The sequence below is a fragment of the Sphingobium sp. VMM genome (assembly GCF_056790315.1).
Map to the genome: position 1 here is coordinate 14,512 of NZ_JBXGSI010000005.1, position 21,069 is coordinate 35,580.

Sequence of the window (21,069 nt, forward strand, 5' to 3'; positions counted from 1 at the left end):
CAGGGCGGCGGCCCGGCGCGACTTGCTGCGCGATCCGACGGTAATCTTGTTCGGATGCGGCCCGAGCGCAGCAGGCGTGCGAGAAACGAGCGGCGGTCGCTGAGATGTTGTCCAGACGCAATCTGCTGGGCGCGGCGGCGGGCAGCCTGCTGCTCACCGCCTGCGGCAGCGCTGGCGAGGGCCGGCCCAAATTGCGGGTGTCGATCACCGGCAAGGGCGACGGGGACACGCGGCTGCTGTTCAAGGCGGCCGGCATCCAGCCCAAGGACTTTGACCTTGTCTATAGCGAGTTCCAGTCCGGCCATCTCGTGGTCGAGGCGCTCAATGGCGGATCGCTCGACTATGGCGGGATGAGCGAGATCCCGCCGATTTTCGCCGCCGCGTCGACCATCCAGAGCTTCCGCCAGATCGCGGTCGCCCATGGCGACGTCAACAATCAGGTGGTGCTGGTTCCGAAGGGATCGAGCGCGCGCTCCATCGCCGACCTCAAGGGCAAGCGCGTCGGCTATGTCCGCGCTACCACCGCCCAATATTTCCTGATCCGGATGCTGGAGGAGGTCGGTCTGAGCTGGGACGACATCACCCCGGTCGCGATGGGCGTGTCCGATGGCGCCGCCGCCTTCTCGCAAGGGGCGCTCGATGCCTGGGCGATCTATGGCTTTCCGATCCAGCGGGCGATCGCGACCGAGGGCGCGCGGATATTGCGCACCGCCGATGGCATTCTCTCGGGCAATTATCTCGTTTCCGCCCATGTCGATGCACTGGCCGATCCCGACAAGGCGGCGATCATCCGCGAATATCTGGCGCTGGTGCAGCAGGGCTTCGGCTGGGCGGCGGCGCATCAGAACGAGTGGGCCGGCATCGTCGCCCAGGATATCGGCGTGCCGCGCGACTATGTGCTCGACCAGTTCCGTCGCAAGAGCGCGACCTATGAACTGCGCCCGGTCACGCCCGAGGCGATCGGATCGCAGCAGCAGGTCGCCGACGTCTTCTTCAAGGCCGGGCTGGTTCCCAAGCGGGTGGATGTCCGCCCGCTATGGGATGCCCGCTTCAATGACGCCATTCCCAAGAGAGGCTGATATCATGGCGAGCCAGGCAATATCCGTGCAGCCGCAGCCGCCCGAAGAGCAGGTGCCGGCCGACAAGCTCGACCGGCTGACCCGGTTGCTCGCGGCGAATGCGGAACAATATGACCGCAGCGCCGAATTTCCCCGCGCCAATTTCGACATATTGGCGCAACAGGGGCTGATCGCGCTGACCGTGCCACGCACGCATGGCGGGCGCGGTGCGTCGGTTTCCGAAGCGCTTCGGGTGCTGGCGGCGGTGGCGAAGGGCGATCCTTCGACCGCGCTGATCCTGTTCATGACCTATCATTATCACGCCACGCCCAACCGGACGCGCGGCTGGCCGGCGGACATCTATGAGACGCTGGCGCGCGATGCGGTCGCGGGCCGGGGCCTGATCGGCGGGCTGCGGGTCGAACCGGAACTGGGCACGCCCGTGCGCGGTGGCCTGCCTGCCACGATCGCGCGGCGCACGGCCCATGGCTGGGCGATCAGCGGCACGAAGATCTACTCGACCGGATCGACCGGGCTGGACTGGTATGCGGTCTGGGCCAAGACCGACGAGGATTCCCCACGCGTCGGCAATTTCCTGGTCCGCGCCGGTAGTCCGGGGGTGGAGATCGAGCCGGCCTGGGATCATCTGGGCATGCGCGCGACGGTCAGCCATGCGGTTCATTTCACCGATACGCCGACGCCGGCCGACCATGCGGTCGATATTCGCCGGCCGGAGGAATGGGGCGCGCCCGATCCGGTCCAGACGCTGTGGAATGCGCTCTCCATCTCGGTCATCTATGACGGGGTGGCGCGCGCCGCGCGCGACTGGCTGCGCGCCTATCTCAACGATCGGGTGCCGAGCAACCTCGGCGCATCGCTCGCCACCCTGCCGCGCGTGCAGGAGAAGTTCGGCGAGATCGAGGCGCTGTTGCAGGTCAACCGCACGCTGGTGCGCGACGCGGCGGCGCGGATCGACGCGGGCGATCCGCCGCCGGCGGTCGAGGCCAATGCGATCAAATATGTCGCCACCGCCAACGCCATCCGCGCGGTCGAGATCGGGCTGGAGCTGACCGGCAATCCCGGCATCAGCCGCCATAATCCGCTGGAGCGCCATTATCGCGACGTGCTGTGCAGCCGTATCCATTCGCCGCAGACCGACACCATCCTGATTGCCGCTGGTCGCGCGGCGCTGGGGAATTGAGCCCATGTCCCTGATCATCGCCAGCCAGATGGAGCCGGATTTCAACCGGAGTCTGGCCCGTCATCCGTCCGCCCCCGTGCTGATTGACGTTGCCGAGGACGCGCCCTGGAGCGCCGCCGACGAGGCCGACATATTGCTGATCCGCCCGTCGCCGGCCTGGCGCGCGCCGGAGGTGCGTCGTCCCGCACCCTGGCCGGGGCGCCTCAAATGGGTCTACAGCGCTTCGGTCGGGGTCGATTTCTATCCCGACTGGCTGCTTGACGCGCCGCTCGTCACCTGTGGCCGCGGCGTCGCGTCGGAGGAGATCGCCGATTATGCGATCGCCGCCATCTATGCCCATGCCAAGAATCTGGACGCCGTCACCGTCCGTTCGCGGGCACAATGGGGGCCGGCGCAACTGGGCCGGGTGTCGGGCACGACCATCGGCATCATCGGCATGGGCGCGATCGGCGCGGCGGTCGCACGACGCGGCCTGGCGCTGGGCGCGCAGGTGATCGGCGTGCGGCGATCCGGCGCGCAACCCAGCGTGCCGGGCGTGCAACTGGTCGGCGATGTCGGGACTTTGGTGGAGGAGGCGGATCATATATTGCTCGCCGTCCCCGCCACTGCCCAGACCCGCCATCTGGTTGACGATGCACTGCTGGCGCGGGTGCGGCCGGGCGCGCACCTCATCAACGTCGCGCGCGGATCGGTGGTCGATCAGGCGGCTTTGGTGCGGGCGCTGGATGATGGCCGGCTGGGTTTTGCGACGCTCGACGTCACCGACCCCGAACCGCTGCCCGAGGGCCATGTCCTCTACACCCATCCCAGGGTGCGGCTGACCCCGCATATTTCCAGCAATTACCAACTGGTACGCCATCGCCTGCTGGAAAAGATCCAGGACGATCTGACCCGCTTCGTCCGGGGCGAGGCGCCGTCCGACATCGTCGATCCGGCGCGCGGCTACTGAGGTCTGGAAGACGGCCGTAAAAGAGCGATGGCTTGCCCTTGAAACGTCATTGCGAACGAAGTGAAGCAATCCACCCGAGCGATGTTGGATTGCTTCGCTGCGCTCGCAATGACGCAGTGGATCAGTCTACATCATTCCGATCTAAAGCCCGGTCACCGTCTCGCGCGCCAGTTCCGCCAGCCGGTGCGCGGCGCGATCCAGCTTGTCGCTGGTGCGCAGGATCGCGGCGACGCGGGGCAGGGTGGGCAGCCGCTCATGCTCCAGCACTGTCATGTCATCCTGGAATAAATGGGTCCGCGCGGTGATGCCGAGGCCTGCGGCCACCGCGGCGCGCAGCGTGGCGAGGTTGGGCGTCTCGACCGCAATCCGCCATTGCAGCCCCATATCCTCCAGCGCGCGGATCGCCGCCTCGCGGAAACGGCACGGCTCCTCCAGCACCGCCAGCGGGATGGTGTCGCGATCGACCAGTTCGGCCGTGCCATACCAGCTCATCGGCGCCACCGTGACTGCGCTACCGTCATTGGGGGCGGCAAAGCCCAGCAAGATATCCAGTTCGCGGCGGTCGAGCAGCGCCTGCAACTCGGCCGTGCCCGCGACCCGCGCATAGATTTGCGCGTCCGGGTGCAGTTCGGCAAAGCGGGAGAGCAGGCCGGAAAGCAGGCTGTCGGCAAAATCCTGTACCATGCCGATCCGCGCCGGGCCGGCGAAGCGCCCGGCACTGACCGCCGCCACCGCCTCGTCATGCAGGCTCAGCACCCGGCGCGCATAGTCGAGCAGCACCTCGCCCGCCGCGGTCAGGTGCAGGCGCCGGCCTTCGCGCAGGAACAGCGACTGCTGGACCAGTTCCTCCAGCCGCTTGATCTGCAGGCTGAGGGCGGACTGGGTGACGAACACCTGTTCCGACGCATTGAGCATCGACCCGGTGTCGACGATCGCGACGAAACTGCGCAGGAGATTGGTCGGCAGATTGACCGGCACGGCATATCCTTCTGATGATGAAAAGGGGGCCGATCCGATGCCGGGCACGGGCCTGTGCTTATGATCCATGGCAATATATCAATCAAAATAGTAGAGTTTGTCCGGGGGCAGGAAAAGCTATCCCGCCCGTCGCGCGCCGAAACGCCCGGAATCGTGGGCGAATGACCACCTATGATTTTCCCTCATAGACCTGTCAGATAAAACTCAATTGAATGAGTAGAGAATTGATGTTGGATGAAGGCGACTTCACCAGCATGACGGATGGACATGACCGCATTGGCAATAAGGGGCGACACGCCGCCGCAGCGCGCCAGACGCCGCTTCTCCCTCGCCCGCTTCGGCGGTCGATGGTTGTCACCTTTGCTGTTACTTTTGCTGTGGGAACTGGGCTCGCGCACCGGCCTCATCCCCGAACGGACGCTGGCCGCGCCCTCTGCCGTGATCGGCACGCTGATCCAAATGGTGCTGAGCGGCGAACTGCCCTCCAACCTGCTCGTCTCCTTCGCCCGCGTCGCGGTCGGCCTGCTGATCGGCGTCGGCCTGGGGCTGGCGCTGGGGCTGGCAGCGGGCCTCTCGCGCGGCGCGGAACTGGCGATCGACCCGCTGATGCAGATCAAGCGGACCATTCCCGCACTGGCGCTGACGCCGCTGTTCATCGTCTGGTTCGGTATTGGCGAGACGCCCAAGATCGCGCTGATCGCCTTCGGCACCATCTTCCCGGTCTATCTCAACCTCTATGCTGGCATTCGCGGCGTCGATCCGCGCCTGCTCGATGCCGCCAAGAGTTTCGGCCTCAGCCGCTGGGAACAGGTCTGGCATGTCGTGCTGCCCGCCGCCTTGCCCTCGCTGCTGGTCGGGCTGCGCTACGCCCTGTCCATCTCGATCCTGGTGCTGGTGGTGGCGGAACAGATCAACGCCTCGGCCGGGCTTGGCTATCTCATCAACAATGCCCGCGACTTCATGCGCACCGACATCATCGTCGTCTGCCTCATGGTCTACGCCATTCTCGGTCTTGGCGCCGACTGGCTGGTCCGGTCCCTCGAAGCCCGCGCCCTCGTCTGGCGCCCCAGCATAGTGGAGAATTGATCATGGACGCGCGCCTCGGCTTTTCCACCATCGACAGCGCGGCCCACCAGCCGCATCCCGAACCGGTCGTCCGCCTGCAGCACTTCACCCGCAGCTTTGGCGCCAACCGCATCATCGACGGGCTGGACCTGGAAATCGCGCCGGGCGAGTTCATCGCCCTGCTGGGCCGGTCGGGATCGGGCAAGACCACCTTGCTGCGCACCCTCGCCGGGCTGGACGATGCCGGCGCGCAGGATGTGGAGGTGCCCGACAGCCGCGCCGTCGTGTTCCAGGATGCCCGACTGCTGCCGTGGAAACCGGTCTGGAAGAATGTCGCGCTGGGCCTGAAAGGCGGTGCCATCCGCGACCGGGCGCAAGCCGCGCTGAAGGAAGTCGGCCTTGGCCATCGGCTGGACGCCTGGCCGCTCACCCTGTCCGGTGGGGAAGCGCAGCGCGCTGCGCTCGCCCGCGCGCTGGTGCGCGAACCCCAATTGCTGCTGCTTGATGAGCCCTTTGCCGCCCTCGACGCGCTGACCCGCTATCGCATGCATGAACTGGTTCTCTCGCTCTGGCGGACGCACAGGCCCGCGGTGCTGATCGTCACCCATGATGTCGAGGAAGCGATTGCGCTGGCCGACCGGGTGCTGGTGCTCGACAAGGGGCGGATCGTCGCGGAGGAGCGCATTCACGCCGCGCGCGGCGAGCGCGCGGGCCTTGCCGGCCGGCTGCGCGAACAGCTTCTGTCCCATCTGGGCGGCGACCATCATGGCGAGGGTGTGGTGCCCTTCGCCCGCCAGGCGGAGGCGGCGGAATGAACGCCGTCACCACGATCGACCGGCCGGTCGATACCAGCCGCCTGCGCGGTTTCGTCACCGCCTTGGCCGATCTGATCGCCTGCACCCGCGACGAACAGGCGCTGCTGGAAAGCGGCCGCACCCTGCTTGCCCGGTTGATCGCCCGCGACGACTGGCTGCCGCCCGAATATGCCCGGCCCGATCCCGATCGCTATCAGCAATATCTGCTTCATTGCGACAGTCGCGAGCGGTTCAGCATCGTCAGCTTCGTCTGGGGGCCGGGTCAGTCGACCCCGATCCACGACCATGGCGTCTGGGGGCTGGTCGGCGTGCTGCGCGGCAGCGAGCAGGTCGAGCGGTTCCATCGCCTGCCCGGCGGCGGACTGGTCGCGCAGGGCACAGACATATTGCGCGAGGGCGAGGTCGATGCCGTGTCGCCCCGGATCGGCGACATTCATCGCGTCTCCAACGGCCGGGCCGACGCCCCGTCGGTCAGCATCCATGTCTATGGCGCCAATATCGGCGCGGTCGAGCGCGCGACCTTCGCCGCCGACGGCGCGCCCAAAAGCTTCATCTCCGGATACGCCAACCGCGTCATCCCCAACCTCTGGGACAGATCGAGAAACGCATGACCACCGACATATTGGACCGCATAGAGGTCGCTACCCCGGCCGATATCCGCACCGCGCTGATCGCCCGCGACGAGATCGCCCTGATCGACGTGCGCGAGGAGCATGATTTTGCGCAGGGCCATCCGCTCTTCGCTGCCCAGATCCCGCTGCGCCGCATCGATGAGGAAGCGCGCTGGCGCATCCCCCGGCTCGACACGCCGATCATCGTCTATGATGCGGGCGAGGGGCTGGCGCGCCGCGCGGCCGTGCGGCTGCAGGGGCTTGGCTATACCGACGTCCGCGAACTGGAGGGCGGGCTCAGCGCATGGCGTGATGCCGGTTATGAATTGTTCGAGGATGTGAACAGTTACTCCAAGGCGTTCGGCGAACTGGTCGAGCATCGCCGCCATACGCCCAGCCTTGCGGCGGAGGATGTGCAGGCGCTGATCGACGAAAAGGCCGACATCGCGATCCTCGATGCGCGCCGTTACGACGAATATCATACGATGAGCATCCCGACCGGGACCAGCGTGCCGGGCGCCGAACTGGTGCTGCGCGCCTGCACAATCGCCCCCGATCCCGACACCACCATCATCGTCAATTGCGCCGGCCGTACCCGGTCGATCATCGGCACCCAGTCGCTTGTCAATGCCGGCCTGCCCAACAAGGTCTATGCGCTGCGCAACGGCACGATCGGCTGGACGCTGGCCGGGCAGGGGCTGGAAACCGGCCAGGTGCGCGCCGCGCCGGAGGTCGATGGCAAGGCGATCGAGGCTGCCCGTGCCCATGCCCGCGATGTCGCCTACCGCGCCGGGGTCAAGTGGATCGGCTGGGACGATCTGGAGCATCTGAAGGCCGACACCGCTCGCACCCTCTATCTCTATGATGTGCGCCAGCCGCGTGAATATGAGGCGGGGCATCTGCCCGGTTTCCGCAATGCGCAGGGCGGCCAGCTGGTGCAGGAAACCGACCATAATGCCCCGGTGCGCGGCGCCCGCATCGTCGTCACCGACGATCTTGGCCCGCGTGCCGACATGAGCGCCTCCTGGCTCGCCCAGCTTGGCTGGGAAGTCTATGTCCTGTCCGTCGACTGGTCGGCGGTGGTGCTGGAACGCGGCAGTGACGGCGCGCCGGCCCCGCGTGGACCCGAGGGCCGCTACAAGCGCCCCTATGAGGGCACCGACAACAAGGCCGAGAAGATGCAGGCCTATCTCGATTGGGAATATGGCCTTGTCGCCCAGCTCGAAAAGGACGGCACCCACGGCTTCTACGTCATCTGATCAGCGGGAAGGAATGACCCCATGAGCGTCAAGTTCATCGGCTATATCGGCTTCAACAATGGCTCGGAAACCCAGGCGGCGGTGCGCAGCCGCGTGCTCGACAAGGATTATATCGAGGCCGCAGCCAGGGCGCAGGAGGAGGGCGGCTTCGACCGCGTCCTCATCCCCTTCGGCTCCAACAGTCCGGAAAGCCAGATTGTCGCGGCCCATGCCGCCGCGCTGACTAGCAGGCTGGGCTTTCTGGTCGCCCATCGGCCCGGTTTTACCCAGCCGACCGTGGCCGCGCGCCAGCTGGCCACGCTCGACCAGCTATCGGGCGGGCGGGTCGCGGTGCATATCATTACCGGTGGCGCCGACGAGGAAATGGCGCGTGACGGCGACACCGGCACGGTCAAGGCGCAGCGCTATCAGCGCACCGACGAATATCTGACCATCCTGCGCCAGGAATGGACGGCGGCCCAGCCTTTCGACCATCAGGGTGACTTTTACGACATTCGTCAGGCCTTCAGCGCGATCAAGCCGGACAATCTGCCGGTTTTCTTCGGCGGTTCGTCGGCCGAGGCGATCGAGGTCGCCGGGCGCCATGCCGACGTCTATGCGCTCTGGGGCGAAACGCTCGAAGCGGTGCAGGACACGGTACGCCAGGTGCGCCGTGCCGCCGTCCGTCATGGCCGCAATCCCGGCTTCTCGCTGTCGCTGCGTCCGGTGATCGCCGATACCGAAGAAGCGGCCTGGAAGCGCGCGGCGGAGATTGAGGAGCAGGTGCGCGCCAATCGCGTCGCCGCCGGACTTCCGCTGACCGGCCATCGCCCGTCCAATGTCGGATCGCTGCGCCTGCTGGAGGCGGCCAGGGCCAACCGGCAGGACAAGCGGCTGTGGACCGGCGTCGCTGCGCTCACCGGCGCGGCCGGCAATTCCACCGGCCTGGTCGGCACGCCCGAACAGGTGGCTGATGCGATGCTCGATTATTATGACATCGGCATCGATCATTTCCTGATCCGCGGTTTCGATCCGCTGGGCGATTCCATCCTCTATGGCCGCGAACTGCTGCCGGTCGTCCGCCGCAAGGTGGCCGAGCGGGAGAAGGTCGACGTCGCGCTCGCGGGCTGACATGGCGAGCAAGAAATCGATCCTGATCGTCGGCGCGCTGATCGCCTCCGCCGGTGTCGCCTTCGCTGTCACCCAATATCGCACTGAACAGGTGCCGGTGCTGCGCGTCGCCAACCAGAAGGGGCAGGTCAAGGCGATGATGCTTGCCTCTGGCGCGCTAGACGGCGCCTCCTACAAGGTCGAATGGTCGGAATTTCCCGCCGCCCAGCCGCTGCTGGAAGCGGTCGGTGGTGGCGCCGCGGACCTTGGCCTTGCCGCCGACGCGCCCTTCATCTTCGCCTATCAGAGCGGCAGCCCGGTCAAGGCGATCGCGGTGCAGGCACCCGCCAACCAGGCGGCCGAGGCGCTGGCGATCCTGGTGAAAAATGGCTCGCCCATCCGATCTGCCCAGGATCTGGTCGGCAGGACGATCGCCACCACGCGCGGATCGATCGGCCATCACCTGCTGCTCCAGGCGCTGGAGCGGGCGCATATCCCCGCCGACAAGGTCAAGGTCACCTTCCTGCCGCCGGGCGATGCCAAGGCTGCCTTCGACAGTGGATCGATCGACGCCTGGTCGACCTGGACCCCCTATACCAATGTCGCGGTCAAGGAAGGGGCGCGGGCGGTTGCTGACGCCAAGGATTACGGCCTGCCGCTTTATATCGACATCGCCCATGATGCCTCGATCGCGCCCAAGCGTGCGCTGCTGGCCGATTTCCTCCAGCGTGAGGCGACGGCGGTCGCCTGGGCCCGCGCCCATCCCGACCAGTTCGCCGCCGTGCTGGCCAAGGAAACCGGCCTGCCGATCGACATCGCCCGCGCCAGTTTCGAACGCAGCAACCGCATTTCGCAGCCCGTCGATGCCAAGGTGATCGCCCATGAGCAGGCGATCGTCGACCGTTATCGCCGCGCCGGCCTGATCGATCCCAAACGGGACGTGGCGCAGGCCTTCGACACCAGTTTCGGATCCTGACGCAAGGAGCTTTCCCCATGGCCACCATCCTCAAGGATGATCGTTTTTCGCGCACCGGCATCAGCGAAGCCGAATGGAAGGTGCGGGTCGATCTCGCCGCCTTCTATCGCCTTTCGGCGCTCTATGGCTGGGACGATTTCATCTACACCCATATTTCCGCCTGCGTGCCCGGACCGGACCATCATTTCCTGATCAACCCGTTCGGCCTGATGTTCGACGAGATCACGGCGTCCAGCCTGGTCAAGGTCGATCTCGACGGCAATGTCATCGGGGAGAGCGACTATGGCATTAACTATGCTGGCTATGTCATCCATTCGGCGATCCACGGCGCGCGCGACGATGCCCATTATATCGCCCATTTCCACAGCGCCGACGGCATGGCGGTTTCGGCCCATGCCGAAGGGCTGCTACCCTTGAACCAGCGCGCGCTGGCCCTGATCCCGCGCCTGTCCTATCATGACTATGAGGGCGTGGCGCTGAACCTGGACGAGCGCGAACGGCTGGTGGCGGACCTGGGCGATACCAAGGTCATGCTGCTGCGCAACCATGGCACGCTGGCGTTGGGATCGTCTCCGGGCGAGGCGTGGAGCGGCATCTATCAGCTCGAATCCGCCTGCATCGCACAGGTTCGTTCGCTCAGCGTCGGGCGCGACAATGTGCTGATCGCGCCGGAGGAGGCGCAGGCGGAAGTGAAGCGCCAGATGTCGCGCGAGCGCCAGCCGGTCGAAGGGCGGCGCACCCATTATGACCTGGTCTGGGAAGCGGCGCTGCGCAAGGCATCGCGCCAGGCACCGGGCTATGATGCCTGATCTATAAGCATTAATCGGCGGCTTCCCGCCAAGTCTCATTGGCGTCGCGTGCCCCGCGGCGCCATTTTCCTATCTCCGGCAAAGGAGACAGGCAGATGGCGACGATCGTTGGCGACAATTTGAGGGCGCGCTATGCCGCGCTTCAGGCGGAACGGGAACGGGACTGGGCACCCGCCCAACTGGCGCGCAACGCAGCGCAGCGGCAGCAGTTGCTGGCGCGCTTCGATGCGGCGACGGTAGCGCAGCCCGGCGATGTCCTGCCCGATCTGGGATTCGATGATGTCGATGGCGGCAGCCTGACGCTCTACGCGCTGACGGCGCAGGGGCCGGCGCTGCTGATCTTCTTCCGCTTCGCCGGCTGCCCGGCCTGCAACATCGCCTTGCCCTATTATGCCGAGACGCTCTGGCCGGTGCTGCGCGCGCGCGGCATCCCGCTGGTCGCGCTCAGCCCGCAGCAGCCCGATCGGCTGGCGGAGATCAAGCGCCGCCACGATCTGCCCTTCGCCGTCGCAACCGATCGCGACAATCAGCTCGCCCGCCTGCTCGGCATCGCCTTCGTCCCCGATGATCGACCGTCGCCGCCGCCCGCCGGCTGGATCGGCGAAGTGACCGGCACGGGCAGCTGGGAATTGCCGCAGCCCGCGGCGCTGCTGCTGGGGCCGGGTCGGGTGGTGCAGCGCTTGCAGGTCAGCCCCGACTGGCTCGACCGGCCGGAGGCGGATGATATCCTCGCCTGGCTGCGCTAAACGCAAGAAAAGGCCCGGCAATTTGATTGCCGGGCCTTTTCTTGTTCGATGGGATCAGGCGGCCGACTTGGCCTCGCGCGCAACGCTGTAGCGATTGTCCGGTACCGACAGGCCCAGATGCTCGCGGAAGGTCGTCCCTTCATAGTCGGTGCGGAACAGGCCACGCTGCTGCAGGATCGGGATCACCTTGTCGACGAACAGGGCCAGTTGTCCCGGCAGCGGCTCGAACAGGACGAAGCCGTCGGCCGCGCCACTTTCGAACCAGCGCTGCAACTGATCCGCCACCGTTTCGGCCGAGCCCACGAAAGCGCCGCGCGGCGTCGCCAGCCGTTCGGCCACCTGGCGCAAGGTCAGCCCCTCCGCCTCGACTTCGGCCAGGATGCGCAGCGTCCCGCTCTGCTGGCTGTTGAGGCCCAGATGCGCGACATCGGGGAAGGGGGCGTCCAGATCATATTGGCGGAAATCATGGTCGTTGAAGGTGCGCGACAGGAAGCCAAGACCGGTGTCGATCGACTCCAGCGCGGCGAGTTCGCGGTAGCGCGACTCGGCCTCCTCATCGCTGTCACCGACGATCGCGGCGATGCCCGGCAGGATGAACAACTGGTCGGCATCGCGGCCAAAGCCCTTCGCCCGTGCCTTCACATCGGCATAATAGGCCTGGCCCGCCTCGATCGTCTCGGCATGGGTGAAGATCACCTCGGCCCGTCGCGCGGCGAAGTTGCGGCCATCGTCCGACGCGCCGGCCTGGAAGATGACCGGCTGGCCCTGCGGCGTGCGCTTGATGTTGAGCGGGCCGCGCACCTGGAAGAACTCGCCCTTATGATCGAGCGCATGCAGCCGATCGGGATCGACGAACTGGCCGCTTTCCTTGTCGGCGACATGGGCGCCGTCTTCCCAACTGTCCCACAGGCCTTGGACCACATCGAGATATTCGGCAGCGATGCGATAACGCACGGCATGGGCGGGATGTTCGCTCTTGCTGAAATTGGCGGCGGTGTCGCCCAGCCAGGACGTCACGACATTCCAGCCTGCGCGTCCGCCGCTCAGATGATCGAGCGAGGCGAATTGCCGCGCGACGTTGAATGGCTCGGAATAACTGACCGTCAGCGTGCCGACCAGGCCGATCCGGCTGGTGGTCGCCGCCAGCGCGGACAGGATGGTGATCGGCTCGAACCGGTTGAGATAATGGGGGCTGGATCGTTCGGTGATCGACAGGCTGTCGGCGACGAACAGGAAGTCGAACTTGCCCCGTTCGGCGGTCGCCGCCTGTTCCTGATAGCGGGCAAGGCTGGTGCTGGCATTCACATCACGATCGGGATGGCGCCAGTCATGCCAGGTGCGACCGACGCCATGCAGGATGAAGCCGAGCTTGATATGCGGAGAACGGGCCATGGCCTTGTCCTTCTGCTGGAGGGGAGGGGGAGCCCATTCCATTTACGCCCGGACGGTTCGCGCGACCAACGCGGTCTCCTCAAGCCCATATGAAATGGGCCAATAGAGCGAGGGTCAGTAGGAGAAGCGAGCGCTCAGCATCACCGTCGCGGGATCGGCATAATTTTTATAATAGACTCCGGTCGAGGGGATGTAGGTCGAACTGACCGGCTTGTTCGCGCCCAGGATATTCTTGCCCTGGATGGCGAACTGGAAACGGTCGTCCGGCAATATCCAGGTGATTGAGCCGTTGACGAAGGTCTGGCCCGGCACTTCGTCCTGCGGCCGGGCAAGGGCGTTCTGATAGAAGCTGCTCTGATATTGGGCATTGGCCGACAGCCGCAATGTGCTGCCGGATGCGCCCAGCGGCAGCGCATAATTGGCGCCGCCCGACAGGGACCATTTGGGCGCGTTCAGTAGCGGATTGCCATCGGCGTCCACGCCATTGCCGCCCGCGCCCTTATAATCGTCATAAATGGCCTTGAGATAACCGGCCGATGCCTGAAGCGAGAAGCGATCCGACAGGCGCAGGTCATTTTCCAGGTCCACGCCCCAGCTATGCGCCTTGCCGGCATTGCCCCGGCGTGAGCCGACATAGGCCGGGTCGTAGAAGGATACCTGGAGATCCTTGTAATCATTGTAGAAGATGGCGAGATTGCTGCGCAGCGCGCCACCGAACAAGGTGGCCTTGAGCCCGCCTTCATACGTCGAGACCTTTTCCGGATCGAATGGCAGGGTGGCCAGGTCCAGCCGGGTCGCGCGATTGTCGAACCCGCCAGATTTGAACCCGCGCGAATAGGTGAGGTAATTGAGCAGATTGGGCGTCCATTGCGCTTGCACCGACAATTTCGGTGTCAGCGCCTTCCAGGTCTTTTCCGCCTCACCGGCGATCGACTGGGCCACGACATTGCGATCATCGTCGATCACCTTGTTGTCGAAGACGAAACGCTTCTTCTCGATGGTGCCGCGCAGGCCGGCGGTCAGGCTGAATATATCGTTCGCCTTCCAGGTGCCCTCGCCGAACACGGCATAGGCATCGGTATAGGTGATGTTGTGGGCGCGCAGCCGGTTGATGGGCGCGGTCGCGGCCGTGCCGGTGCGGCTGAAGGCGTCGCGCTCCACGAAGAAACGTTCGTGCAGGTAGAAGAGGCCGCTGGTGAAGCTGAGGTCGCCAAAGTCGCCGTTCAGCTGCACCTCCTGGCTGAAGGCCCGGTCATTATAATGGATCAGGTTCTTCTGGATCAGCGCGGCCTCGCCGTCATTCTCGTAATTGACGGGATTGAGGTTGAAGCCGGTATAGGCGCTGATCGACTTGATAGAGAGGGTAGGCGAGAGGTCATAGACCAGCCGCAGCGAGGCGCTGCGCGAATTGAGATGCTGGTCCGGTTCGACCTCCGAATAGGATCGGCGGCGGCTGAAGCTGCCGGGCTGGTTGACCGGAATATAGGACCGTGTATCGCTGCGATCGCGCAGGATATTGACGGTCAGCAGCGCGTCGAGATTGGCGATGCCGGTATAGCGCAGCTTGCCGCGCCAAGCGTCGAGGTCGATCCGGTTGACGTCATGGCCCAGCGTCGGGTCATAGGTGACGCCGTCGCGGGTACGATGGATCCAGGCGACGCTGCCCGACAGGTCGCCCGCGATCTTGCCGCTGACCAGCGCCCGGCCCTGTACGTCATTATAGCTGCCATAGCCCAGTTCGGCGGTGACATGGGTGGTCTCGTCGGGCGCGCGGGTAATGATGCGCAGCGCACCGGCCGACGAGTTGCGGCCATAGAGCGTCCCCTGCGGCCCGCGCAGCAGCTCGATCCGTTCCAGATCGACAAATTCGCTCATCGAGGCGATCTGACGGGGGATGTAGACGTCATCGACATAGATGGCGAGCACCGGCTCCTGGATCGGATCGGATTCGCCCACGCCGCGCAACGAGAAGGTCTGGGTGGTGTGGCTGATCGATGTCCGCGCGACGAAGAGGTTGGGTACCTGGCCGGCCAGGTCGCGGACATTGGTGATGTTGCGCTGCTCCAGCGTCTCGGGCGTGAAGGCGGAAATCGCGATCGCGGTCTTCTGAAGGTCCGTGGCGCGCCGCTCGGCGGTGACGATGATACCGCCGCCGGCGTCGCCATCCTCTGCCGGCGCTGGCGCCTGTGCCCAGGCCGACCCGGCCATTGCCGCGGCCATGATCGCGCTGCAACCAGCGGCCAGGAAAATCCCTTTTTTCATTGTTCCCCACTCAATCTTGATCCGCCGCAGCCGGGGCTCAGCGTTAACTGTCAACTAAAGTTGTAGACAATTTGCGCAAATGAGTTCGGGCAATCTGGCGGGAGAATGGCTCATAGATTTGCGCGGCAGAGATGGGCGCGCCGATCATCGGCTGTGGTCAGCTTCGGCGTGCTCCGCGCCCGCTATAAAGGGTAAGGGGCGATAGCCGCAGATTATTCCGGATCAGCAGCTCCGCGCAGGAGCGGATATCGGCGGTCAGCCGTTCGTCCAGGGGTATTGTGGGGGCAGAGCTGAGGCGCTGGGCATCGGCCAGCGAGGCAAGCAGGACCAGTTCGTCGTCACTGACATAGCGGGCGCCGGGCGGCTGGATGCGCAGGCCGCATTCGATGGCGATCCTGCGCAGGCGGGCGAAGCTGTCGATGGCCGCGAGACCGATCCGCTGCTCCTCGCCCCGCAGCATTGCGAGCACCCGGCGCTCGGTCCGTGTACGGCGGTGGAGGGGCAGGGTAGAGCGGTTCACAGCGCACGCGCCAGTGTCAGCGAGACGACTGCACCCTCCCACTGGTTGCGCTGTTCCTGCCCGCTATAGCTGCCTGCCCGGCTCGGGCTGTAGAAACGGCGCAGCCGATGATAATCCTGACCGTTGAGCGCGCTGGCCCGCAGCGTCGTCTTGAACCCTGCCAGCGCCGTGGTTTCGACATAGGCATCGAATGCGGCATCGTCGCGCCAGGTCAATCGCTCGCCGGTGTAGAAGACATCGCCCTGTTCGGCGGCGGTATAGCTGATCCCCCAGGATGAACGCAGTTTCGGCACGTCGTGGCGGAACTCGGCGCTCAGGCTGCGTGGCGCGATATCGTCCATCTTCCTGCTGTCTCCGGTTACAGGGTCGCGCATGCGCGATCCCCGTAGCGTGCCGTCGAGCGTGAGCCGCGCGCCACGCAGGGCGGCCTCGAGCGGGACGGTCGCCTGGGTGCTGATGCCCCATTGCCGGGCATTGCCGATCGTCCCCAGCGCTTCGTCGCCCGTGGGGAGGAGGAGATAGCCGAGCATCCCCTGATGCCATTGATGATAGGCCTCGACCGCCAGCGCGCCGCCCTTGCCCCAGCGATGGTCGGCACGGGCGAGCGCCCGAGTGACGCGGGCCGGGCGCAACTGGGCATTGCCGCCAAGCGGCCGGCCGTCGGCCTGATTTACCGACGCAGCGAAGTCGCCGAAGTCGAGCTGATCGACCGTGCGGCGAATGCCCAGTCGCAACTGGCTGGTATCGCGCGGCGACCAGACCAGAGCGGCAGACGGTTTCCAATAGGACAGGCTTTGCTCGTTCGCAGCATCCCCCGTAACGCGGATACGCGACAGTTCGAACGCCATGCCGCTTTCCAGCGTCCAGCGTTTGCCGAGGCGCAGCGTGACATTGGCAAAGGCCTCGCCCCGCAGTTCGGATACACGGCTATTGGCGTTGGCCAGGGTGATCGGCGTCAGGCCGCTGACATTATCCTCCGCATAGTCGAGGGCGCTGCTGAGCCGGTTATAGGCGATCTCCATCCCCAGTTCCGGACGGAGCATATGGTCGCCGCCCCGCGTCAGCGTCGTGCGACCGACCAGCTCCAACGGCTTCTGCGCCAGCGCCGAAACGCCACGATAGCCCGGCTCGACATAGTCCTCGTTGGTGGTCAGGCGTTCGACTCGGCCGAGCCCCACCAGCTTTGCCGACCAGTCCTTGCCAAGAGCGCGGGTCCAGTCGAGCCCCAACTCGCCACTGCGCCCCTTTTCGTCATAGCCGATGGTCCGCTCGATCATTGCTGCACCGTCAGCCGGCGTGATCATGATTGCCCGGTCGGATTCATAGCCATCCCGATTGAGCCGGAGATTGAGCGTCAGCGTACCGCCGGCCAGCGTGCCCGATGTCGATGCCGCAAGCCCGATCTCCGGTGCCTTGCCGATGATGCGCTCATGCCGGGTCTCGGTCGGCATGCCGTTGCCGTCGCTGATATGATAGATGCCGTCGATCGGATAGTGGACCTGCTCGACCGACAGTTCCACATTGCTTTGCCAGCCGGCAATCTTGCGTGCGTGGCTGATCTGGGCCGAGGGCGATATTCGGCCGTCGCGGGTATGGCTGAGCTTTAGCGAGGCATTGCCCGATCCGCCCCCATCGGTGCGCAGGATGACATTGGCCACCAATGTCTGTCCCTGTGCCTCGGCCGCGTCGGTCCCGCGCAGCAGCACGACCCGCTCGACGCGTGCGGCACCGATCCGGCGCAGCACCTCGGTAATGCCGCCGGCCTTCACCGTCGGTCGCTGACCATCGATCAGCACATTGCCGGCCGCGCCGCCAAAACCGCGCAGGCTGTTGCCCTCGCTCAACAGGAAGCCGGGGGTGCGCTCCAGCATGTCGAGCGCGGTCTGGGGTTGGAAGGGCGCGTAGAAATCGGCCGGATAAACCGGATCAGGACCAGCCGGGACGATCGGCGGATGAGCTGGCGGACTATTATCCTGCGCCCCTTCCTGTTCGTTCGCCATCACGCCCGCCGTCATGGCGAGGCCGGCCATCAGCGCAGGAAACAACATCATCGCAGGAAAAACTCGACCGGCACGACTAGTTCGATGCTGTCGCCCTTCACATCCTCGGGTGGCTTGGGCAGCGGTTGCGCGCGCCTGGGCAAGGCCAGCGCTTCCTGATCGAGCGATCGCACGCCGGATGAGCGCTCGATCCGTGCCGACAACAGCTTGCCGTCCCGGTCCATGACAAAGCGGATATAGGGAACACCCTGCTGCCGCGCGAAATGGGCATCGCGGGGATAATGCTTCACCTTGTTAAGTGCGTCCAGCACCAGTGCTTCCCAAGTGGGCTTGCCGGTCGATATCTGTGGTGCCGGCGGCGCTGGCTTGCTTTCCGGCGCGGTGGTTTCCTTGATCGGCGGTCCGAGATCGGGAACAGGCTTGGCCGCCACGGCCGGTAGTATATTGGCGCTCGGAACGATGATCTTGGGCGGTTCCAGCATCGATTGCTGGGGCGTGGGCTGCGACTTTTCCTTCTGCACCTGTTCGGGACCAGGCGGCACTTCGCGTGCCGGTTCCGGCGGCGTAGCCGGCGGAGCAACGGCAAAAATACTCAGCGTCGGCGTCGATTTCGGCGCGACATAGGTGTGCCAGGTGACAAAGCTCACCGCCAGGGCGGCCAGTCCGATCGCCCCGACGCCGCCCATGCCCGCCAGGCGCGTGCGAAGCGGCATCGCCTGGTCGCTGTAGCGGCTATAGCTCCAGGCCGGTTCGATGCGTGAAGGCGTGCGATTGGTCAGTGGCGCACGGGCGAGAGGAAGTGAAGCCATATCTATTCCGAAAGCGCGAGCAGCAGTAGGGTGGGCGGCAAGGCGAGGAGGATCATGAAGATCCAGACCCGCGCCGGATTGCGCGCGTGAAAGGCGCTCATTGCGATCACCGCGAACAAGGCAAAGCTGGCAAGGGTAACGCCGGTGACCGCCTCGACCGCATCGGTGCCAAGGCGAACGAGCAGGCGGGAAAGGGCCGCAGTGACGAGCGCGGTTAGGCCATAGGCGCCCAGCGTGCAGGCCGTGACCCGACCGGCATTGGCCCAGCGGGCGCGGGCAACAGAACTGAACCCGATCATGGCCGCACCCGCGCGAGGATGCGCTCGCGATTGCAATTGAGCGTCACGATCGTGACGGCGCCGGCGCTCAGCCAGCCGAACCAGGCGATGCTGCCATAACCCCAACCAAGGCCAAGGCCTGCGATCAGGAAGGCGATGCTCAGCAGCGCAAAGCCCGCCCGGCGCAATCGGCGCGATTGCGGGTCGGGCAGCTTGCGACGAAGCCAGTCCTGCTGGTGGCGGGCCATCGCCAGAAACAGCAGCGCAAAGCCGCCGAGGGATAGCAGGGCTGTTGCGACATGGGTCATGCCGGTACCTCCTGAAAATCTCGCTTGGGCTGGCGAATGCGGCTGCGCGCCTTGGCCTTGGACTGGTGGGTTGCCACCTTGCGGGCGGCAAAGGCGAAGCCGGTGGCGGTCAGGATCATCATCAGGTCGAACAGGATGAAGATAGCGTCACCCGCCATCACGCTGGCGGGCAGGCCGCGCGGCGTGGTGGCGGCGTTGACCAGCGGAATGGCGGCATAGAGCAGGGCGCAGGCGGCCAGCGTCTCGACCCAGGCCCGCCGTGCCGGCCGGCCCAGGCTCCACACAAAGATCGCGCCCCAGGCGATGAACAGGGCGTTGACTTCCCAGTCGGCGCGTTTGGCGATTGCCGGATCAAGCAGCCGGTTGGCGAGGAAATAGACCGCGATCCCTGCCGATGCGCCGGCGATGACGCCGATGTTCAGCCGTTCGACCAGACGGAAACCGAAATGGGGCCGGGCCGGATCGGGCAGCTTGGCGCGACGCTTGACCGTCCACAGCACCAGCCCGCTGCCGACCATGATGGTGCCGCCCACGCCGGAAAGGAAATAGAGCCAGCGCAAGGCCGGGTTGGCATAGCGGCCGGCATGGAGGTCGATCATCACCCCCTTGGTCGCGCTCGCTGCACCGCCTTCGCGCGGGCCGGCCAGCGGTTCGCCGGTGGCGCCGTTAAGGTAGAGCATCGGCTGGTGGCCGCCCAGCGTTTCGGTGCGGGGCCAGATGCGGACGATAGCGGCTGCATTGCCGGGATGGCTGATGCTGACATAGCTGGGCTCGAAACCGGGACGCAGAGTGCGGGCACGCTGCAGCAGTTCGGGGATCGGGCGCAAGTCGGCCTTGGTCTCGCTCGGTTCGCTCTTCGGCCCGGACGGGAAGGCGGCCTCATAATAGGCGTCGGTCGACGGGAAATTGGCGCTGATCGCCCAGGGCATCAGGGTGAAAAGCAGGGTGACGAGCCCTGTATAGGTGATCATCAGATAGAAGGGCAGGGCGAGGACGGCGGTCACATTATGGGCGTCGAGCCAGGAACGCTGTCCCTTGCCGAAGCGCAGCAGGAAGAAATCGGTGAAGATCTTCTTGTGGGTGACCACGCCGCTCAGGATCGCGACCAGCATGGCGAGCGCGGCCAAGCTTACGAGCAGGCGCGCCCACATGACAGGCATATAATGAAGGTCGAAATGCATGCGATAGAGGAAGAAGCCACCACGCGTGTCGCGTACGCTGGTGAGAGCGCCGCTGGTCGCGTCGAGCATGCGTTCCTGCTGACTTGAGCGGTCGCCGCCGGCCGGCGTCCAACTGATCGAGAAGCCTTCGCCGCCACGGCTGCCGGGAAGGGAGAGCGTCCAGTCGTCTGCACCCGCGCCTTCCTTGCGCAGGATCGTGTCGGCGGCGTCGATTGCCTTATCACTGATCGGGGCGGGTGTCAGTTCGGGTCGCATCCATTGCGATATTTCCTGCTGGAAGAAGGCAACCGTGCCGAACAGGAAGATGACGAACAGCAGCCAGCCAGGCAGCAGCCCGGTCCAGGTGTGCAGCGTCGACATGGTCTGGCGCAGCGATGCCTTCATGATGCCTTGCCTCCAGCGATCTCTACTGACCTGTGCTCGTGCCTAACCCGCTGTTCGCTAATGCTCATCAATGCCCTGTTCGATTGACGTTTTGCGTGACTGGATTTCCAAAGAAAAACGTCGAGAAAAATTGGAAAGCCGCCCCGTCGCCTACAAAATGCATACCGCATGCGAGTGGTTCGCTTTGCGCATCGCCACGTTGGGATGGTGCCATTAACGCAAATGCGATTTATTTGCAAAACAAGACATTTGATTTTTGCGCGGTTCGCAAAGCCTGCCGCGGCACGGCAAATAGTCCTTGTCGAAGGCGTAATGTGCTCCTTGCTGGACAGCATAAATCACAGTCCTTAATTCGCATATGCGAATCAATAGCAATAAA

At 65.2% G+C, this 21,069-nt stretch carries 20 protein-coding genes; 11 read left to right on the forward strand and 9 right to left on the reverse strand.

Annotated elements, in window-relative coordinates:
• Positions 1 to 104 precede the first annotated feature (104 nt).
• From ACUCV3_RS08070 to ACUCV3_RS08080, 3 genes are read left to right on the forward strand one after another with little or no spacing between them, the layout of a single operon-like run.
• Positions 105 to 1,079, forward strand: coding sequence for an ABC transporter substrate-binding protein (locus ACUCV3_RS08070; RefSeq protein ID WP_482240537.1), 975 nt, complete (start codon positions 105 to 107; stop codon positions 1,077 to 1,079).
• Between the two features lie 4 nt (positions 1,080 to 1,083).
• The gene (locus ACUCV3_RS08075) at positions 1,084 to 2,259 is read left to right on the forward strand and encodes an acyl-CoA dehydrogenase family protein (RefSeq protein ID WP_279728394.1); all 1,176 of its coding nucleotides are present in this window, start codon (positions 1,084 to 1,086) and stop codon (positions 2,257 to 2,259) included.
• A 4-nt stretch (positions 2,260 to 2,263) separates the two neighbouring features.
• Positions 2,264 to 3,208 (forward strand): NAD(P)-dependent oxidoreductase, encoded by a 945-nt coding sequence (locus ACUCV3_RS08080; protein WP_004207522.1) that lies wholly within the window; start codon positions 2,264 to 2,266, stop codon positions 3,206 to 3,208.
• Positions 3,209 to 3,349: 141 nt separating this feature from the next.
• Here the strand turns inward: ACUCV3_RS08080 and ACUCV3_RS08085 are convergent, their stop codons facing one another.
• The gene (locus tag ACUCV3_RS08085; RefSeq protein WP_004207521.1) at positions 3,350 to 4,186 is read right to left on the reverse strand and encodes a LysR substrate-binding domain-containing protein; all 837 of its coding nucleotides are present in this window, start codon (positions 4,184 to 4,186) and stop codon (positions 3,350 to 3,352) included.
• A 267-nt stretch (positions 4,187 to 4,453) separates the two neighbouring features.
• On the opposite strand from ACUCV3_RS08085, the gene ACUCV3_RS08090 reads away from it, so the two are divergent.
• The 8 genes from ACUCV3_RS08090 to ACUCV3_RS08125 all read left to right on the forward strand — a co-directional run bounded on the left by ACUCV3_RS08090 (position 4,454) and on the right by ACUCV3_RS08125 (position 11,556).
• The gene (locus tag ACUCV3_RS08090; RefSeq protein ID WP_279728393.1) at positions 4,454 to 5,272 is read left to right on the forward strand and encodes an ABC transporter permease; all 819 of its coding nucleotides are present in this window, start codon (positions 4,454 to 4,456) and stop codon (positions 5,270 to 5,272) included.
• A 2-nt stretch (positions 5,273 to 5,274) separates the two neighbouring features.
• Positions 5,275 to 6,066: an ABC transporter ATP-binding protein gene (locus ACUCV3_RS08095; RefSeq protein ID WP_482240538.1), complete on the forward strand. Its 792-nt coding sequence runs from the start codon at positions 5,275 to 5,277 to the stop codon at positions 6,064 to 6,066.
• Positions 6,063 to 6,677, forward strand: coding sequence for a cysteine dioxygenase family protein (locus tag ACUCV3_RS08100; RefSeq protein WP_048936661.1), 615 nt, complete (start codon positions 6,063 to 6,065; stop codon positions 6,675 to 6,677). The genes ACUCV3_RS08095 and ACUCV3_RS08100 overlap by 4 nt, the downstream gene beginning before the upstream one ends.
• Positions 6,674 to 7,936 (forward strand): rhodanese-like domain-containing protein, encoded by a 1,263-nt coding sequence (locus ACUCV3_RS08105; protein WP_048936660.1) that lies wholly within the window; start codon positions 6,674 to 6,676, stop codon positions 7,934 to 7,936. Before ACUCV3_RS08100 ends, ACUCV3_RS08105 begins: the two co-directional genes overlap by 4 nt.
• A 21-nt stretch (positions 7,937 to 7,957) precedes the next feature.
• Complete coding sequence (locus tag ACUCV3_RS08110; protein ID WP_279728390.1) at positions 7,958 to 9,046, forward strand: LLM class flavin-dependent oxidoreductase; 1,089 nt, start codon at positions 7,958 to 7,960, stop codon at positions 9,044 to 9,046.
• A 1-nt stretch (position 9,047) separates the two neighbouring features.
• Positions 9,048 to 10,001, forward strand: a complete 954-nt coding sequence (locus ACUCV3_RS08115) for an ABC transporter substrate-binding protein (protein ID WP_279728389.1) — start codon at positions 9,048 to 9,050, stop codon at positions 9,999 to 10,001.
• A 17-nt stretch (positions 10,002 to 10,018) separates the two neighbouring features.
• Positions 10,019 to 10,810 (forward strand): class II aldolase/adducin family protein, encoded by a 792-nt coding sequence (locus ACUCV3_RS08120; protein ID WP_279728388.1) that lies wholly within the window; start codon positions 10,019 to 10,021, stop codon positions 10,808 to 10,810.
• 95 nt (positions 10,811 to 10,905) lie between these two features.
• The gene (locus tag ACUCV3_RS08125) at positions 10,906 to 11,556 is read left to right on the forward strand and encodes a peroxiredoxin-like family protein (RefSeq protein WP_279728387.1); all 651 of its coding nucleotides are present in this window, start codon (positions 10,906 to 10,908) and stop codon (positions 11,554 to 11,556) included.
• A gap of 54 nt (positions 11,557 to 11,610) precedes the next feature.
• Here ACUCV3_RS08125 and ACUCV3_RS08130 read toward each other — a convergent pair whose 3' ends face one another.
• The 8 genes from ACUCV3_RS08130 to ACUCV3_RS08165 form a co-directional block, all read right to left on the reverse strand.
• Positions 11,611 to 12,948 (reverse strand): LLM class flavin-dependent oxidoreductase, encoded by a 1,338-nt coding sequence (locus tag ACUCV3_RS08130; RefSeq protein ID WP_279728386.1) that lies wholly within the window; start codon positions 12,946 to 12,948, stop codon positions 11,611 to 11,613.
• 114 nt (positions 12,949 to 13,062) lie between these two features.
• A complete protein-coding gene (locus ACUCV3_RS08135) occupies positions 13,063 to 15,210 on the reverse strand; it encodes a TonB-dependent receptor (protein ID WP_482240539.1) in 2,148 nt (715 codons plus the stop codon).
• 157 nt (positions 15,211 to 15,367) lie between these two features.
• Positions 15,368 to 15,730, reverse strand: a complete 363-nt coding sequence (locus ACUCV3_RS08140) for a hypothetical protein (protein ID WP_234792498.1) — start codon at positions 15,728 to 15,730, stop codon at positions 15,368 to 15,370.
• The gene (locus ACUCV3_RS08145; protein WP_279728384.1) at positions 15,727 to 17,781 is read right to left on the reverse strand and encodes a TonB-dependent receptor plug domain-containing protein; all 2,055 of its coding nucleotides are present in this window, start codon (positions 17,779 to 17,781) and stop codon (positions 15,727 to 15,729) included. The genes ACUCV3_RS08140 and ACUCV3_RS08145 overlap by 4 nt, the downstream gene beginning before the upstream one ends.
• Positions 17,778 to 18,539, reverse strand: coding sequence for an energy transducer TonB family protein (locus tag ACUCV3_RS08150; RefSeq protein WP_279728383.1), 762 nt, complete (start codon positions 18,537 to 18,539; stop codon positions 17,778 to 17,780). Before ACUCV3_RS08150 ends, ACUCV3_RS08145 begins: the two co-directional genes overlap by 4 nt.
• 2 nt (positions 18,540 to 18,541) lie before the next feature.
• Entirely contained in the window at positions 18,542 to 18,838 is a 297-nt protein-coding gene (locus ACUCV3_RS08155) for a hypothetical protein (protein WP_048936651.1), read from the reverse strand.
• Positions 18,835 to 19,125, reverse strand: coding sequence for a DUF3325 domain-containing protein (locus ACUCV3_RS08160; protein ID WP_048936650.1), 291 nt, complete (start codon positions 19,123 to 19,125; stop codon positions 18,835 to 18,837). The genes ACUCV3_RS08155 and ACUCV3_RS08160 overlap by 4 nt, the downstream gene beginning before the upstream one ends.
• Entirely contained in the window at positions 19,122 to 20,690 is a 1,569-nt protein-coding gene (locus ACUCV3_RS08165; protein ID WP_048936649.1) for a PepSY-associated TM helix domain-containing protein, read from the reverse strand. Before ACUCV3_RS08165 ends, ACUCV3_RS08160 begins: the two co-directional genes overlap by 4 nt.
• Positions 20,691 to 21,069: the final 379 nt, after the last annotated feature.